This window comes from Paenirhodobacter hankyongi, assembly GCF_003664585.1.
GTDB lineage: Bacteria > Pseudomonadota > Alphaproteobacteria > Rhodobacterales > Rhodobacteraceae > Rhodobacter > Rhodobacter hankyongi.
Genome location: NZ_RCHI01000010.1, coordinates 30,940 through 47,468, shown reverse-complemented (window position 1 = coordinate 47,468; position 16,529 = coordinate 30,940). Strand labels below are relative to the sequence as shown.

Annotated in this window: 16 protein-coding genes; 8 read left to right on the top strand and 8 right to left on the bottom strand. The window is 66.6% G+C overall.

All coding sequences use genetic code 11. The features are described 5' to 3' along the window. The first annotated feature begins 12 nt into the window (after positions 1-12). Together DYS74_RS11555 and DYS74_RS11550 are read left to right on the top strand one after the other, a co-directional pair. Positions 13-660 carry a GntR family transcriptional regulator gene (locus DYS74_RS11555; RefSeq protein WP_121533852.1) on the top strand — a complete coding sequence of 216 codons (648 nt, stop codon included), beginning with the start codon at positions 13-15 and terminating at the stop codon, positions 658-660. Positions 661-730: 70 nt separating this feature from the next. Then, the gene (locus DYS74_RS11550) at positions 731-1,231 is read left to right on the top strand and encodes an acyl-CoA thioesterase (RefSeq protein WP_121533851.1); all 501 of its coding nucleotides are present in this window, start codon (positions 731-733) and stop codon (positions 1,229-1,231) included. A gap of 206 nt (positions 1,232-1,437) precedes the next feature. On the opposite strand, the gene lpdA is transcribed toward DYS74_RS11550, so the two are convergent. From lpdA to sucC, 7 genes are all read right to left on the bottom strand, one after another. Next, a complete protein-coding gene (gene lpdA, locus DYS74_RS11545; RefSeq protein ID WP_121533850.1) occupies positions 1,438-2,826 on the bottom strand; it encodes a dihydrolipoyl dehydrogenase in 1,389 nt (462 codons plus the stop codon). A gap of 120 nt (positions 2,827-2,946) precedes the next feature. Continuing rightward, positions 2,947-4,479 (bottom strand): 2-oxoglutarate dehydrogenase complex dihydrolipoyllysine-residue succinyltransferase, encoded by a 1,533-nt coding sequence (gene odhB, locus DYS74_RS11540; RefSeq protein ID WP_121533849.1) that lies wholly within the window; start codon positions 4,477-4,479, stop codon positions 2,947-2,949. Positions 4,480-4,482: 3 nt separating this feature from the next. Next, a complete protein-coding gene (locus tag DYS74_RS11535; RefSeq protein WP_121533848.1) occupies positions 4,483-7,452 on the bottom strand; it encodes a 2-oxoglutarate dehydrogenase E1 component in 2,970 nt (989 codons plus the stop codon). A gap of 53 nt (positions 7,453-7,505) precedes the next feature. Beyond that, the gene (locus DYS74_RS11530; RefSeq protein WP_121533847.1) at positions 7,506-7,874 is read right to left on the bottom strand and encodes a hypothetical protein; all 369 of its coding nucleotides are present in this window, start codon (positions 7,872-7,874) and stop codon (positions 7,506-7,508) included. Between the two features lie 28 nt (positions 7,875-7,902). Beyond that, positions 7,903-8,229: a hypothetical protein gene (locus DYS74_RS11525; RefSeq protein WP_147435494.1), complete on the bottom strand. Its 327-nt coding sequence runs from the start codon at positions 8,227-8,229 to the stop codon at positions 7,903-7,905. A gap of 127 nt (positions 8,230-8,356) precedes the next feature. After that, the gene (gene sucD / locus DYS74_RS11520; RefSeq protein ID WP_121533845.1) at positions 8,357-9,244 is read right to left on the bottom strand and encodes a succinate--CoA ligase subunit alpha; all 888 of its coding nucleotides are present in this window, start codon (positions 9,242-9,244) and stop codon (positions 8,357-8,359) included. Between the two features lie 4 nt (positions 9,245-9,248). Next, positions 9,249-10,442: an ADP-forming succinate--CoA ligase subunit beta gene (gene sucC, locus DYS74_RS11515; RefSeq protein ID WP_121533844.1), complete on the bottom strand. Its 1,194-nt coding sequence runs from the start codon at positions 10,440-10,442 to the stop codon at positions 9,249-9,251. A gap of 222 nt (positions 10,443-10,664) precedes the next feature. Here sucC and DYS74_RS11510 point away from each other — a divergent pair, with 222 nt between their 5' ends. Beyond that, positions 10,665-11,711 (top strand): glycosyltransferase family 2 protein, encoded by a 1,047-nt coding sequence (locus DYS74_RS11510; protein WP_183077514.1) that lies wholly within the window; start codon positions 10,665-10,667, stop codon positions 11,709-11,711. A 60-nt stretch (positions 11,712-11,771) separates the two neighbouring features. Here the strand turns inward: DYS74_RS11510 and mdh are convergent, their stop codons facing one another. Continuing rightward, positions 11,772-12,734 (bottom strand): malate dehydrogenase, encoded by a 963-nt coding sequence (gene mdh, locus DYS74_RS11505; protein ID WP_121533842.1) that lies wholly within the window; start codon positions 12,732-12,734, stop codon positions 11,772-11,774. A gap of 296 nt (positions 12,735-13,030) precedes the next feature. Here mdh and DYS74_RS11500 point away from each other — a divergent pair, with 296 nt between their 5' ends. The 5 genes from DYS74_RS11500 (at position 13,031) to sdhC (ending at position 16,527) form a co-directional block, all read left to right on the top strand. Continuing rightward, positions 13,031-13,906, top strand: coding sequence for an HpcH/HpaI aldolase/citrate lyase family protein (locus DYS74_RS11500; protein WP_121533841.1), 876 nt, complete (start codon positions 13,031-13,033; stop codon positions 13,904-13,906). Positions 13,907-13,916: 10 nt separating this feature from the next. Then, positions 13,917-14,474 (top strand): NnrU family protein, encoded by a 558-nt coding sequence (locus DYS74_RS11495; RefSeq protein ID WP_121533840.1) that lies wholly within the window; start codon positions 13,917-13,919, stop codon positions 14,472-14,474. Beyond that, the gene (locus DYS74_RS11490) at positions 14,471-14,677 is read left to right on the top strand and encodes a DUF1737 domain-containing protein (RefSeq protein WP_121533839.1); all 207 of its coding nucleotides are present in this window, start codon (positions 14,471-14,473) and stop codon (positions 14,675-14,677) included. Before DYS74_RS11495 ends, DYS74_RS11490 begins: the two co-directional genes overlap by 4 nt. Continuing rightward, positions 14,677-15,711, top strand: a complete 1,035-nt coding sequence (locus tag DYS74_RS11485) for a MaoC family dehydratase (protein ID WP_121533873.1) — start codon at positions 14,677-14,679, stop codon at positions 15,709-15,711. Before DYS74_RS11490 ends, DYS74_RS11485 begins: the two co-directional genes overlap by 1 nt. Before the next feature lie 420 nt (positions 15,712-16,131). Beyond that, positions 16,132-16,527, top strand: a complete 396-nt coding sequence (sdhC, locus tag DYS74_RS11480; RefSeq protein WP_121533838.1) for a succinate dehydrogenase, cytochrome b556 subunit — start codon at positions 16,132-16,134, stop codon at positions 16,525-16,527. Positions 16,528-16,529: the final 2 nt, after the last annotated feature.

Below are 16,529 nucleotides of genomic sequence, written 5' to 3'. Positions count from 1 at the left end.
CACATACGCCCCATGACCACGATCACCACCCGCCCGATCGAGACCGCCGCGCATGACCGGATCTATCGCACGCTGCGGCTGCAGATCATGCATGGCGAACTGGCCCCCGGCCAGGCATTGACCCTGCGCGGGCTGGCCAAGCAATTCGACGTCTCGATGACCCCGGTGCGCGAAGCGCTGCGCCGGCTGATTGCCGAAGGCGCGCTGATGCTGTCCTCGTCGGGCCGGGTGACGACGCCCGAGCTCTCGAACGAGCGGATCGAGGAGCTTGCCGCGCTGCGCGCCCTGATCGAGCCGGAGCTGGCCTCGCGCGCCCTGCCGCGGGCCCACCTTGCGCTGATCGACCGGCTTGGTGCGATCAACACCGCGAATGCCGAGGCGGTCGCCAAGCATGACGCCGTGGGCTACATCCGCACCAATCTCGAGTTCCACCGCACCCTTTACCTGCGCGCGCAGGCGCCGGCGATGCTGGCGGTGATCGAGACCGTCTGGCTGCAGCTCGGCCCGACCATGCGCGCGCTCTATGGCCGGATGCAGCGCAACGAGCCGCCGCGCCATCACCGGCTGATCCTCGCCGCGCTGCGGGCGGGCGACGAGCCGGGGCTGCGCCTTGCGGTGCGCACCGACGTGACCCAGGGGCTGCGCCACCTCGCGCAATGAGCCACAGGCAGGGCAGGGGGATTGACCTTTCCGCGCCCGGGGTCATGCTGGCCCGAAAACGGGGGCACGGATGAACCAGACTCTGACCGACGACGAGCGCAAGGTGCTCGAGATGACGGTGCTGATGACGCCGGACATGGCGAATTTCTCGGGCAAGGTGCATGGCGGGGCGCTGTTGAACTGGCTTGACCGCGTCGCCTTCTCGCTCGCCTCGCGATATTCGGGGCGCTATGCGGTGACGCTCTCGGTCGATCAGGTGACCTTCAAGCAGCCGATCCATGTGGGCGAGCTGGTCCGGTTCTCGGCCGCCGTCAACCATACCGGGCGCAGCTCGATGGAGATCGGCATCCGGGTCGAGGCGGAGAACATCACCTCGGGCACGCGGCGCCACACCAACAGCTGTTACTTCACCATGGTCGCGGTCGATGACGAGGGCCGGCCCGCCGAGGTGCCGACGCTGGTGCCGCAGGGGGCGCTGGAAAAGCACCGCTGGCGCGCGGCCGAGGTGCGCAAGTCGCTGCGCCGCGAATTCGCCGAGCGGCTCGAGCGGGCGGCGCGCGAGGGCGAGTGAGCCGCGCAATCCTTCGGCGCGGGGGCGGACGATGCGACGGAAGCGGCGGTCGGGGCCGTAACGTCTCTGTTCGTGCGGCGTTCACGGAACCGAAGCCGCCGCCGCTCGGACCGGCGCCCCGGTCCGGCATCCCCCGTTGACCGGGGCGTTCGCATGAAGAAGGGCGGCCCGAGGGCCGCCCTTTTCCGTATCCGTGCCGGAGGGGCTCAGGCGTGGATCGCGCCGTCGCCACAGGCCAGAGCCGCCTCGCGCACCGCTTCCGAGAAGGTCGGGTGGGCGTGGCAGGTCAGCGCGACATCCTGCGCCGAGGCGCCGAATTCCATCGCGACGCAGATCTCGTGGATCAGCTCGCCCGCCGACGGCCCGATGATGTGGCAGCCGAGGATGCGGTCGGTGCCCGCATCGACGATCAGCTTCACGAAGCCTTCCGACTGGAACACCGCCTTGGCGCGGCCGTTGCCCATGAAGGAGAACTTGCCGACCTTGTAGGCGCGGCCTTCCTGCTTCAGCACCTCTTCGGTCTTGCCGACCGAGGCCACCTCGGGGGTGGTGTAGATCACGCCGGGGATCACGTCATAGTTCACGTGGCCATGCTTGCCGGCGATCACCTCGGCCACCGCCATGCCCTCGTCCTCGGCCTTGTGGGCGAGCATCGGGCCGACGATCGCGTCGCCGATCGCGTAGATGCCCTTCACCGAGGTCGCCCAATGCGCGTCGGTCTTCACCTGACCGCGCGGCAGCATCTCGACGCCGATCGCCTCGAGGCCGAGACCCGCGGTGTAGGGCTTGCGGCCGGTCGCCACGAGCACCACCTCGGCTTCGATCGCGGCTTCGCTCTCGTCCTTGCGCAGCTTGTAGGTGACGGTGTTCTTGCCCTTGCCCTTCTCGACGCCCTGCACCGCGGCGCCGAGGACGAACTTCAGCCCCTGCTTGGTGAGGATCTTCTGGAAGTTCTTGGCAACTTCACCGTCCATGCCGGGGGTGATCGCGTCGAGATATTCGACGACGGTCACTTCGGTGCCGAGGCGGGCATAGACCGAACCCATCTCGAGCCCGATGACGCCGGCGCCGATGACGACCATCGACTTCGGGATCTTCGGCAGCGAGAGCGCGCCGGTCGAGGTGACGACGGTGTCCTCGTCGATCTCGATGCCCGGCAGCGAGGCCGGTTCCGAGCCGGTGGCGATCACGATCGCCTTGGCCGAGTGGACCTCGTCGCCGACCTTCACCTGACCCGCCGCCGGGATCGAGCCCCAGCCCTGCAGGTAGGTCACCTTGTTCTTCTTGAACAGGAACTCGATGCCCTTGGTGTTGCCGTCGATGACGTCCTGCTTGTAGGACTGCATCTTCGCCCAGTCGACCTTCACCTTGGCGCCGGTGAGGCCCATCTTCTCGAAGTTCTCGTGCACCTCGTGCAGGTGGTGCGTGGCGTTCAGCAGCGCCTTCGAGGGGATGCAGCCGACGTTCAGGCAGGTGCCGCCAAGGGCGCCACGGCCCTCGACACAGGCGGTCTTGAGGCCCAGCTGGGCGCAGCGGATCGCGCAGACATAGCCACCCGGGCCGCCGCCGATCACGATCACATCAAATTCAGCCATGGTTTCGATCCTTTGGCAGTGTCGGGGGGCGCCGCCCCCCGTGCCCCCCGGAGTATTTCCGCCAAGAAAAAGGGGCCGGAATGGAAGAAGGGGCGGCGCGCGCGCCGCCCCGGTGTCGGATCACAGATCCAGCAGCAGGCGGCGCGGGTCTTCCAGCGCTTCCTTGACGCGGACGAGGAAGGTCACCGCGCCCTTGCCGTCGACGATGCGGTGATCGTAGCTCAGCGCGAGATACATCATCGGGCGGATCACGATCTGGCCGTTCACCACGACCGGGCGATCCTGGATCTTGTGCATGCCGAGGATGCCCGACTGCGGCGGGTTCAGGATCGGCGAGGACATCAGCGAGCCGTAGACGCCGCCGTTCGAGATCGTGAAGGTGCCGCCCTGCATTTCCGCCATGGTCAGCTTGCCGTCACGGGCGCGCTTGCCCTTCTCGGCGATCGCCTTCTCGATGTCGGCGAACGACATCTGGTCGGCGTCGCGGATCACCGGAACGACGAGGCCCGTGGGCGTGCCCGCAGCCACGCCCATGTGGACGTAGTGCTTGTAGACGACGTCGCCGCCGTCGATCTCGGCGTTGACTTCCGGCACTTCCTTCAGCGCGTGGCAGCAGGCCTTGGTGAAGAAGGACATGAAGCCCATCCGCACGCCGTGCTTCTTCTCGAACGCGTCCTTGTATTCGTTGCGCAGCGCCATGATGCCCGACATGTCGACCTCGTTGTAGGTCGTGAGCATCGCGGCGGTGTTCTGCGCGTCCTTCAGGCGGCGCGCGATGGTGGCGCGCAGGCGCGTCATCTTCACGCGTTCCTCGCGGGCGGCGTCGTCCGACGAGACCGGGGCGCGCGGGGCCGAGGCCGGGGCGGGCGCGATGGAGACGGCCGGAGCGGCGGCGGCCTTGGCGGCGGCCGCGGCAACGTCTTCCTTCATGATCCGGCCGTCACGGCCGGTGCCGGTGACCTGCGAGGGGGTGAGGCCGGCCTCGGCCATCGCCTTCTTCGCGGCGGGCGCGTCCTCGACATCCTTGCCGGCGGGCGCAGCGGCCGCGGCGGGGGCGGCGGCCGGAGCGGCGGCGGCAGGCGCGGCGACCGCACCGGCGGCGCCTTCGGCGACGACGGCAAGCTTCGCCGAGGCGGCGACGGTCGCGCCCTCGGGGGCGACGATCTCGGTCAGCACGCCGGCGACGGGCGAGGGAACCTCGACCGAGACCTTGTCGGTTTCAAGCTCGCACAGCATCTCGTCCTGCGCGACCGTGTCGCCCACTTTCTTGAACCAGGTGGAAACCGTGGCTTCCGACACGCTCTCGCCCAGGGCGGGCACCATCACGTCCGTCATCTTGACCTCTTTGGACTGTTGCGCGGCCGGCTGAGGGGCTGCCGCGCCTTCGGATTTGGGTTGCGGGGCGGGCGCCGCGGCGCCCGCTTCGTTGATCGTGGCGAGAAGGGCATTCACGCCCACCGTCTCGCCCTCGGCGGCGACGATCTCGGCCAGCACACCCGCGGCGGGGGCCGGAACCTCGACGGTCACTTTGTCGGTCTCGAGCTCGCACAGCATCTCGTCGGCGGCGACCGTGTCACCCGGCTTCTTGAACCAGGTGGCGACGGTGGCTTCCGAGACGCTCTCGCCAAGCGTGGGGACGCGGACTTCGGCCATCGATCAGCCCTCCAGCGCGTCGTTGACGAGCGCGTCCTGCTCCGCCTTGTGGCTCTTGGCAAGGCCCGTGGCCGGCGAGGCCGAGGCGTTGCGGCCGGCATAGCGCGGACGCGAGTGCTTGGCGTCGATCTTCGACAGCACCCACTCGATGTTCGGCTCGACGAAGGTCCAGGCGCCCTGGTTCTTCGGCTCTTCCTGGCACCAGATCACCTCGGCGTCCTTGAAGCGGCTGAGCTCGGTCACCATCGAATGCGCCGGGAACGGGTAGAACTGTTCGAGACGCAGGATGTAGACATCCTCGAGGCCGCGCTTGTCGCGCTCGGCCAGCAGGTCGTAGTAGACCTTGCCCGAGCAGATCACGACGCGCTTGATCTCGCTGTCCGGCTTCACCCGGAACTCCGAGTTGCCGTGCTTCTGCTGCACGTCGGCGTCGTCCCACATCACGCGGCGGAAGAACGAGCCGGTGGTGAATTCCTCGGCCTTCGAGGTGCACAGCGGATGGCGCAGAAGCGACTTCGGCGTCATCAGGATCAGCGGCTTGCGGAAGTTGCGGTGGATCTGCCGGCGCAGGATGTGGAAGTAGTTCGCCGGGGTCGAGCAGTTCGCCACGATCCAGTTGTCTTCCGCCGAGAGCTGCAGGAAGCGTTCGAGACGGGCCGAGCTGTGCTCGGGGCCCTGGCCCTCGAAGCCATGCGGCAGCAGGCAGACGAGCCCCGACATGCGCAGCCACTTGCGTTCGCCCGAGTTGATGAACTGGTCGAACATGATCTGCGCGCCGTTGGCGAAGTCGCCGAACTGGGCTTCCCACAGCGTCAGGCAGTTCGGCTCGGCCAGCGAATAGCCGTACTCGAAGCCGAGCACCGCATATTCCGACAGCATCGAGTCGATCACTTCGTAACGCGCCTGACCCGGCTTGATGTGGTTCAGCGGGTAGTAGCGCTCTTCCGTCGACTGGTCGATGAAGGCCGAATGGCGCTGCGAGAAGGTGCCGCGGGTGCAGTCCTGCCCGGACAGGCGCACCGCAAAGCCCTCGGTGAGCAGCGAGCCGAAGGCCAGCGCCTCGGCCGTCGCCCAGTCGAAGCCGGTGCCGGTCTCGAACATCTTCTTCTTCGACTCGAGCAGACGCCCCACGGTCTTGTGGATGTCGAAGCTGTCCGGGTGCGAGGTCAGCGCCTTGCCGAGCTCGGCCAGCTGCTCGGGCGAGATCGGGGTGACGCCCGCGTCATAATCCGAGCTCTGCCGGTCGAGATGCTTCCAGCGGCCGTCGAGCCAGTCGGCCTTGTTCGGCTTGAACGCCTTGCCGATCTCGAATTCCTCGTTCAGCTTGGCCTGGAAGGCGGCCTTCATGTCCTCGATCTCGCCTTCCGGGATCAGCCCGTCGGCAACGAGACGCTCGGTGTAGAGCTGCAGCGTGGTCTTGTGGCCCTTGATGTTCTTGTACATCGCGGGGTTGGTGAACATCGGCTCGTCGCCTTCGTTATGACCGAAGCGGCGATAGCAGAAGATGTCGATGACCACGTCCTTGTGGAACTTCTGGCGGAACTCGGTCGCGACCTTGGCGGCGTGAACCACGGCCTCGGGATCGTCGCCGTTCACGTGGAAGATCGGGGCTTCCACCATCAGCGCGATGTCGGTCGGATAGGGGGAGGAGCGCGAGAAGTGCGGCGCCGTGGTGAAGCCGATCTGGTTGTTCACCACGATGTGGATGGTGCCGCCGGTGCGGTGGCCGCGGATGCCGGAAAGCTGGAAGCATTCCGCCACCACGCCCTGACCGGCGAAGGCCGCGTCGCCATGCAGCAGCACCGCCAGCACCTGGGTGCGGTCGGTGTCGTTCAGCTGGTCCTGCTTCGCGCGCACCTTGCCAAGCGCGACCGGGTTCACCGCCTCGAGGTGCGAGGGGTTGGCGGTCAGCGACAGGTGGACGGTGTGCTCGTCGAAGGTGCGGTCGGCCGAGGCGCCGAGGTGATACTTCACGTCGCCCGAACCGTCGACGTCGTCGGGCTTGTAGGAGCCGCCCTGGAATTCGTGGAAGATCGCCCGGTAGGGCTTCATCATCACGTTGGCCAGCACCGACAGGCGGCCGCGGTGCGGCATGCCGAAGACGACCTCTTTCAGGCCGAGGTTGCCACCGCGCTTGATGATCTGTTCCATCGCCGGGATCAGCGCTTCGCCACCGTCAAGGCCGAAGCGCTTGGTGCCCATGTACTTGACGTGCAGGAACTTCTCGAAGCCCTCGGCCTCGACCAGCTTGTTCAGGATGGCGCGGCGGCCTTCCCGGGTGAACTGGATCTCCTTGCCGTAGCCCTCGATCCGCTCCTTCAGCCAGCCGGCTTCCTCGGGGTTCGAGATGTGCATGTACTGCAGCGCGAAGGTGCCGCAATAGGTGCGCTTCAGCACGTCGATGATCTGCCGCATCGACGCGACCTGCAGGCCGAGCACGTTGTCGATGAAGATCGGGCGGTCCATGTCGGCGTCGGTGAAGCCGTAGGACTTCGGGTCGAGCTCGGGGTGCGCGGTCTCGTCGCGCATGTGCAGCGGGTCGAGATCGGCGATCAGGTGGCCGCGGATACGATAGGCGCGGATGATCATGATCGCGCGCACCGAGTCGAGCACGGCGCGCTTCACCGCGTCTTCGGAGACCTGCACGCCGGCCTCGGCGGCCTTCGCCTTGATCTTGTCGCCGGCGGCCTTGGCTTCCTTCGCCGGCACCATCGGCCATTCGCCGGTCAGCGCGCCGGTCAGGTCGTCATTCGGGCTCGGCGGCCAGTCGGAGCGCGCCCAGGACGGGCCCTGCGCCGATTTCTTCACGTCGAGCTCGTTGTCGCCGAGCGAGGCAAAGAAGGCGGCCCAGGCGGTATCGACCGAGCTCGGGTCGGCGGCGAAACGGGCATAGAGCTGTTCGACGTAATCCGCGTTCGCGCCTTGCAGGAAGCTCGAGGCTTCGAACTGTTCGTTGGGGGATTGGTCATTCATGACGGTTGTCCTTGGAAACGGCTGAGGGGCCGGTGAGGGGCGGGGGTGGCGGATCAGCCTGCGCAGTCCACCACGAGAACTTTGATGCCGGGTTCGCGGTCGCCCGGCTCGGTGACGAAGGACGATTTCAGGCCCTTGCCGTAATGGGCACAGAGCTTCGCCGGCGCGGCTTTCACCGCGGTTTTGTCGGCGGCGAAGAAATCGAAATAGATATAGGCGCGCTTGGTATCGCCCGAGATCGCCGAGACGGCATCGCCATTGATGCCGGTCATCTGCTCGAAGGTGCCGTGCGAGCGCTCGTCCTTCGGCACCGGCGGTGCCAGCGCGGCCGTCGCGGTGCCGCTGCCGGGGGCTGCAGTCATGCAGCCCGCGAGCATCAGCGCCGCCAGCGCGGCCGAGACAGCCGGAAGTCCACGTTTCATTGTCTTCACTCTCCTGCGGAACGCTGCGTCACTTGTAGGGGGAGGCAGCGCCCGGTTGACCGGCTGCCTGGGCACAGGCAAGCTCGTACTCACCGCCTGCATTCGCGGCCCCGCAGGTCGCGGCAGTGCCGGCGACGATGGAGCCGTTGGAACGGGCGGAATTGGCCACCGCGTAACCGGTCGAGCCGGTCGGCGTGGTTCCCTGCGGGACCTTGCTGGTGCCGATGATCGGATAGGTGGTGATCGGGCCGGATGCCGAAAGCGGGATCGGGTCCTTGCCGGGGCCGCCGCTGCAGCCTGCCAGCATCATGAGGGCAATGGCCGAGGCCAGGGCGCCAGACGTCACTTTTCTCATCTCAACCTCCGAATTCAGGCCGCGTCCGACCTTTGGAACCACTCAGAAGGGCGAAACGGGCCTGCCGGGCCCGCTCGGCACTGCGGAGTGGGAATGGAGGCCGCGGTCTCCCGCGGCCTCCCGGAACTCATTCGCCCTTGATCGCCTTCATCACGGCTTCGCCGAGATGGGCGGGGCTTTCGGCCACCACGATACCGGCCGAGCGCATCGCTTCGATCTTCGAACCGGCGTCGCCCTTGCCGCCCGAGACGATGGCGCCCGCGTGGCCCATGCGGCGGCCGGGAGGAGCGGTGCGGCCCGCGATGAAACCGGCGGTCGGCTTCCAGCGGCCCTTCTTCTTCTGCTCCTTCAGGAATTCCGCGGCTTCCTCTTCGGCCGAGCCACCGATTTCGCCGATCATGATGATCGAGGTGGTTTCCGGATCGTCGAGGAACATGTCGAGCACGTCGATGTGCTCGGTGCCCTTGATCGGGTCGCCGCCGATGCCCACGGCCGAGGACTGGCCCAGACCGATGTCGGTCGTCTGCTTCACGGCTTCATAGGTCAGGGTGCCCGAACGCGACACGACGCCGACCGAACCGCGCTTGAAGATCGAGCCCGGCATGATGCCGATCTTGCATTCGTCGGGGGTCATGACGCCCGGGCAGTTCGGCCCGATCAGGCGCGACTTGCTGTCGATCAGCGCGCGCTTCACCTTCATCATGTCGAGCACCGGAATGCCCTCGGTGATGCAGACGATCAGCTCGATCTCGGCGTCGATCGCCTCGAGGATCGAGTCGGCGGCGAAGGGCGGCGGCACGTAGATCGCGGTCGCGTTGGCGCCGGTCTTGGCCACGGCCTCGTGGACCGAGTTGAACACCGGCAGGCCGAGGTGCTCGGAGCCGCCCTTGCCGGGGGTCACGCCGCCGACCATCTTGGTGCCGTAGGCGATCGCCTGCTCGGTGTGGAAGGTGCCCTGCGAGCCGGTGATGCCCTGGCAGATGACTTTGGTTTCTTTGTTGACGAGGACTGCCATGTTCTTAGCCCTTCACAGCTTTCACGATTTTCTGGGCGCCGTCGGCGAGGTTGTCCGCCGCGATCACGTTCAGGCCGGATTTCGAGATGATCTCCTTGCCCAGCTCGACGTTGGTGCCTTCGAGGCGCACCACCAGCGGAACCTTGAGGCCGACTTCCTTCACCGCGGCGATGACGCCCTCGGCGATGATGTCGCAGCGCATGATGCCGCCGAAGATGTTGACCAGGATGCCCTTCACGTTCGGGTCCGAGGTGATGATCTTGAAGGCTTCGGTGACCTTTTCCTTGGTCGCGCCGCCGCCCACGTCGAGGAAGTTCGCCGGTTCCGCGCCGTAGAGCTTGATGATGTCCATCGTCGCCATGGCCAGGCCCGCGCCGTTCACCATGCAGCCGATCTCGCCGTCGAGCGCGATGTAGTTCAGGTCATACTTCGAGGCTTCGAGTTCCTTCGGATCCTCTTCGGTCTCGTCGCGCAGCGCCATGATGTCGGAGTGACGGTAGAGCGCGTTGTTGTCGAAGCCGAGCTTGGCGTCGAGCAGCTTGAGATTGCCGTCGGTCATGACGATCAGCGGGTTGATCTCGAGCATCTCCATGTCCTTCTCGATGAAGGCACGGTAGAGGTTCTTGACCAGCGCGACGCACTGCTTGACCTGCGCGCCTTCGAGCCCGAGGGCGAAGGCCACGCGGCGGCCGTGGAAGTCGCTCAGCCCGGTCGCCGGGTCGACCGAGAAGGACATGATCTTCTCGGGGGTGTGGGCGGCCACTTCCTCGATGTCCATGCCGCCTTCGGTCGAGACGACGAAGGAGACGCGCGAGGTCTGGCGGTCAACCAGCAGCGCGAGGTAGAGCTCGCGCGAGATGTCCGAACCGTCTTCGATGTAGATCCGGTTCACCTGCTTGCCGGCCGGGCCGGTCTGGTGCGTGACCAGGGTGCGGCCGAGCATCTGCTTGGCGAGTTCGGCAGCCTCCTCCACCGACTTCGCGAGGCGGACGCCGCCCTTTTCGCCGGCTTCCGGCTCCTTGAACTTGCCCTTGCCGCGGCCGCCGGCATGGATCTGGGCCTTGACCACCCAGAGCGGGCCGTCGAGCTCGGAGGCGGCGGTCTTGGCTTCGTCGGCCTTCAGGACCGGACGGCCCTCGGAGACCGGGCAGCCGTAGCTCTTGAGGAGCTGCTTCGCCTGATATTCATGAATGTTCATGGCAGAGTTCCCATGCTGGTGCGATTTGCATGGTGGTTTGGCACATTCGGGGCGTGTAACAAACCGATAAATGCGTGACGACTGCCCGGATCGGCAGAAAAGCGCGCTTTGTGATCACACCCCTCAAATGCGTGATCACAAATGCTGCGGAGCAGCATGAGGCTTGTCCGGTGCGAAGGAATCGGAAAGACTTCGGGCGGCAGAACAGGGAGCGGGCGGGGCATGGACAGATGGGGCGTGGTGGCACTGGCGGACGAGCCTGCGGCCCTGATTGCGGCCTTCGTGGCGCATCATCTCGATCTTGGCGCCGACGAGGTGCACATCTGCCTCGACCGCCCGAACCCCGAGGCGCGCGACCTGCTGGCGGGGGTGCCGGGCGCGGTGCTGCATGACGCGGGCGAGGACGGCTGGGCCTTCTCGAACGGGTTTCGCCCGGTCAAGCATCTTGGCCGGCAGAAGTATCACGCCAGCCGGATGCTGGCCGCGACAAAGCTTGACTGGCTGGTGCATTGCGACGCCGATGAATTCGTCCTGCCCACGACGGGCGAAAGCGTCGCCGAGGTGCTGAGTGCCGTCCGGCCGGGCGCGAGCTGGGTGAAGATCGGCGTGGCCGAGCGCACTCACCTCGACGATCTGCCGGCGGCCGACATCTTCACCGGTGTCTATCGCCTGCCCTGGTGGGGGTTCGAGGCGCGCGGCGGGACGATCTATGACGACGCGGCGCTGACGCTCTTGAACAAGGGGCTGTGCGGGCACAACCTCGGCAAATGTGCGGTGCGCTCGGGGCGGGAGCTGTTCGTCGGCGTGCACCGGCCGATGCGCGAGTGGAACGGCGGCGGGCGCGATGTGCCCTATGACGGCACGGCCAAGCTCGCGCTGCTGCATTACGACGGGCTGACCGAGCTGCATTACGCGCTGAAGATGATGCGCCGCGCGCTGAACGCGATGGCAAAGAACCCGCCCTCGCACGCGCCGCAGCGGCAGTTGCAGTTCGAGGCGATGGCGGGAGCGGCACACAACGCGCGCGCTCTGCATGCGCAGTGGCTGGCGGCGAAGGTGATCGATGCCGGACAGGCCCGGGCGCTCGAGCGCGAGGGGGTGCTCGCCCGCTTCGATCCGCAGATCGCGGCGCGGACGGCGCGGGTGGTCGGCGCGGTCGACCTGAGCCCCGCGGGCTTCGACCGGGCGCTGCTGGCGCATGAGGCGGCGCTGTTCGCGCGGGCGGCGCAAAGCTTCGGCTTCGACCCCACGCCCCTCGTCGCCGCCTGAGCCCAAATGAAAAAGGCGCGGCCGGAGCCGCGCCTTTCCCGAGAGACAATCCTTGCCGGATCAGGCGAGGGTCGGGTCGATGCCCTTGCAGGCCGCGACGAGGCCCTTCACGGCGTCGACCGACTTATCGAACATCACCTGCTCGTCCTTGTTCAGCTTGATGTCGACGACCTTCTCGATGCCGCCGGCACCGATGATCGTCGGCACGCCGACATACATGCCGTCGAGGCCGAAGGCGCCCTTGACGTAGGCGGCGCAGGGCAGCAGGCGCTTCTGGTCCTTGAGATAGGCTTCCGCCATCTCGATCGCCGAGGTCGCGGGCGCGTAGAAGGCCGAGCCGGTCTTCAGCAGGCCGACGATCTCGGCGCCGCCGTCACGGGTGCGCTGGATGATCGCGTCGAGCTTTTCCTGGGTGGTCCAGCCCATCTCGATCAGGTCCGGCAGCGGGATGCCGGCAACGGTCGAGTAGCGGGCGAGCGGCACCATGGTGTCGCCGTGGCCGCCCAGAACGAAGGCGGTGACGTCCTTCATCGAGACGTTGAACTCGACCGAGAGGAAGTGACGGAAGCGCGCCGAGTCGAGCACGCCGGCCATGCCGACGACTTTCTCCGCCGGCAGGCCCGAGAACTGCTGCAGCGCCCAGACCATCGCGTCGAGCGGGTTGGTGATGCAGATCACGAACGCGTTCGGAGCGTATTTGCCGATGCCTTCGCCGACCGACTTCATCACCTTGAGGTTGATGCCGAGCAGGTCGTCACGCGACATGCCGGGCTTGCGCGGCACGCCGGCGGTCACGATGCAGACGTCGGCGCCGGCGATGTCGGCGTAGTCGTTGGTGCCCTTCAGCGTGGCGTCGAAGCCTTCGGAGGGGCCGGATTCGGCGATGTCGAGCGCCTTGCCCTGGGGCGTGCCTTCGGCGATGTCGAACAGGACGACGTCACCGAGTTCTTTGATCGCGGCGAGATGGGCGAGCGTGCCGCCGATCTGGCCGGCGCCGATGAGGGCGATCTTGGGTCGGGCCATGGGATTCCTCCAAAGGTCAGGATGGATGATTTGAAACTGACGCGGCAGGGTTAGCCCTTCGCGTCCCGTCTGGCAAGGGCCCGGCGCGGCCCGAACCGGTTCGGCATGCCGTTGTATGCAGAAAATTTCCCGCTGTCCGGGGCACGGACGGGCGCGCTGCGCGCGGTCACCGGCAGGGCAGGGGGCGAGTCGCCCGATGCGCGCTCGCCGAATGGTTCTGCGTTGCGGCAATTCTTCTCTTGCCGAAAGTGTCGGATGTGTGGTCTTTGGCGAAAGATTGTTGCGAGGAGAGAATCATGACCGCTCACGGCACGTCCCGTCCCTATCGCTCGGTGCTCTATATCCCCGGCTCGAAGGAGCGCGCGCTCGAGAAGGCCACGGGCCTCGCCTGCGACGCGATCATCTTCGACCTCGAGGATGCGGTCGCCGTCGACGAGAAGGTGAACGCGCGCGCGATCCTGGCGAAGGCGCTGAAAGAGGCGGATTACGGTGCGCGGGCGCGCATCGTGCGGGTCAACGGGCTCGATACCGAATGGGGCCGTGACGACCTGCGCGCCTTTGCCGCCGCGATCCGCGAGGGCGCGAAGGTGGACGCGATCCTGATCCCGAAGGTGTCGCGCAAGTCCGATCTCGACGCGGTCGCCGACCTGATCCCGGGCGTGCCGCTCTGGGCGATGATGGAGACCGCGCTCGGCATGCTGAACGCGGCCGAGATCGCCTCGCACCCCCGTCTCGAGGGCATGGTGATGGGCACCAACGACCTCGCGAAGGAGCTGCAGAGCCGCTTCCGCGCCGACCGTCTGCCGATGATGGCCGGGCTCGGCACCTGCCTGCTGGCCGCCAAGGCCTTCGGCAAGATCATCGTCGACGGCGTCTACAACGCCTTCAAGGACGAGGAGGGGCTGAAAGTCGAATGCGACCAGGGGCGCGACATGGGCTTTGACGGCAAGACCCTGATCCACCCCGCCCAGCTCGAGATCGCGAATGCGGCCTTCGCCCCCTCGGCGGCCGAGATCGACCTGGCACAGCGCCAGATCGCCGCTTTCGACGAGGCCGAGAAAGCCGGGCTCGGTGTCGCGGTCGTGGATGGAAAGATCGTCGAAAACCTGCATATCGTGACGGCGCGGCAGATCCTCGCCAAGGCGGAGGCGATTGCCGCTCTGGGCAACTGAGAGGCATCCCATGAGCATTCTCGTCCTCGGCATCCTGCTTTGGGTGCTGCCACATCTGTTCAAGCGACTCGCGCCGCGCCGGCATCTGATGATGATGCCGCAGGCGAAAGCGATGGTCGCAGCGCTGGTCGGCGTCGGCGTCGTGCTGATGATCGTCGGCTATCGCATGAGCGGGCCGCAGGAAAACCTCTATGACCCGCTGCCGGGCATGGGGCATGCGAACAACACGCTGATGCTGATCGCGATCTATCTCTTCGGGGTCGGTAGCACGCGCTCGGTGCTGATCGACAAGATCCGCCACCCGATGCTGACCGGCATGGTGCTGTGGTCGGTTGCCCACCTGCTGGTGAACGGCGACCCGGCCTCGGTGCTGATGTTCGGCTCGCTCGGGCTCTGGGCGGTGCTCGAGATGGTGCTGATCAACCGCGCCGGCCCCTGGAAGAAGCCGAAGCCCGGTTCGTTCAAGGGCGACATCAAGAACCTGATCGGCACCCTGCTGATCTATGGCCTGATCGCCTGGGTGCACATCCTTCTGGGCCACAACCCGTTCCTGGGAACCTATCCATGAAACTCTATCGTCTGCTGACCGAGGACGACACCTCGGCCTTCTGCCACAAGGTCTCGCTGGCGTTGTCGAAAGGCTGGGAGCTGCACGGCTCGCCCGCCTATGCCTTCGACGCGGCGAAGGGCGTGATGCGCTGTGCGCAGGCCGTCACCAAGGACGTGCCGGGCAAGGACTATGACCCCGAGATGAAGCTGGGAGAGCAATGATGGCGAAGACCAATCCGGGCCGTTTCTTCGAGGATTACAAGGTGGGGCAGGTGATCCGCCACGCCGTGCCGCGCACCGTGGCCGAGGGCGAGCGCGCGCTCTATCACGCGCTCTACCCGGCGCGCCACGCGCTTTATTCCTCGGACGAGTTCGCCGCCGCCTCCGGCCTCGACGGCAGCCCGCTTGACGATCTGATCGCCTTCCACGTCGTCTTCGGCAAGACCGTGCCCGACGTGTCGCTGAACGCCGTCGCCAATCTCGGCTATGCCGAGGGGCGCTGGCTGAAGCCGGTCTGGCCGGGCGACACGCTGCGCTCGGAAAGCGAGGTGATCGGCGTCAAGGAGAACTCGAACGGCAAGTCCGGCGTCGTCTATGTCCGCACCCGCGGGCTGAACCAGATGGACGAGGTCGTGCTCGAATATGTCCGCTGGGTGATGGTGCGAAAGGGCGACCTGTCGGCGCCGGCGCCGGAAACCGTGCTGCCCGCGCTGCAAAAGGCAGTGCCGGCCGAGGATCTGGTGGTGCCCGAGGGCCTCGACTTCAGCGACTATGACTTCGGTCTGGCCGGCGAGCCGCACCGCTGGGGCGATTACGAGATCGGCGAGAAGATCGACCACGTCGACGGCGTGACGATCGAGGAGGCCGAGCACATGATCGCCACGCGGCTGTGGCAGAACACCGCCAAGGTGCATTTCGACGCCACCTTCCGCGACGACGGCAAGCGGCTGATCTATGGCGGCCATGTGATCTCGATGGCGCGGGCGCTGTCGTTCAACGGCCTTGCCAATGCGCAGATGATCGTGGCGCTGAACGGCGGCGCGCATGCCAACCCCTGCTTTGCCGGCGACACCGTCAAGGCCTGGTCCGAGGTGCTCGACAAGGCCGAGACCGACGCCCCGGGCGTCGGCGCGATCCGGCTGCGGCTGGTCGCGGTCAAGCAGGGCGCGGCCGAGTTCGCGCTGAAGGGCGAAGACGGCAAATACGCGCCCGAGGTGCTGCTCGATCTCGACTACTGGGCGCTGATGCCGATGTGACCCCCGCGCAGGAAAACGCCCGGGCCCCTGAGCAGGACCGTTGGCTTTTTCTTGGCCCAAATACTCAAGGTCCGCCGTTGGCGTGGGCGTGACGGCGGGGCTTTGGCTCCGCCGTCTTTCGTCGGCCGGGGCCGGGATCTGCGGCCTTGCCCCAGGCAGCGCGGCCGTCCGTAGCGGGCCCGGTCCGTTCCCGTCGCGGTGAGTCGTGTGAGCGCAATCACGTGATCACGCGCCGAAAATTTGTGATCACGAAGCACTTTTTTTGCGCGTTTCCCGGCCCGAAAGCGCCAATTCGCGATTCAGGGCTCGTGACTTGGGCGAAATATGCGCTATTCAGGGGGCGCAAATCCGGCCAGCCCCGCCCGCGCCAGCCGCCCTCGACCGGCGCGCCAACGGGGCCCAGCGACAGAGGGACCCAAAATGGCTGAAACGAAACGGGTTGAACGGCCCCTTTCCCCCTTCATGATCGGCCCGTACTACCGCCCGCAGATGACCTCGATGTCGTCGATCCTCACCCGGATCACCGGCAACGCCCTCATCGCAAGCGCGCTTCTCGCGGTCTGGTGGCTGCTCGCGGCGACCACGAGCCCCGGCTATTTCGACTTCGTGAACGCGATCGTCACCTCCTGGTTCGGCGATCTGGTGTTCACGCTCTCGGCCTGGGCGGTGTGGTATCACTATCTCGCCGGCCTGCGTCACCTCTACTTCGACGCCGGCAAGGGCCTCGAGATCGAGACCGCCGAGAAGCTCGGCTGGGGCATCATCATCGGGTCGGTGGTTCTCACCATCATCACCGTCATCATCGTCATGGTCTGAGG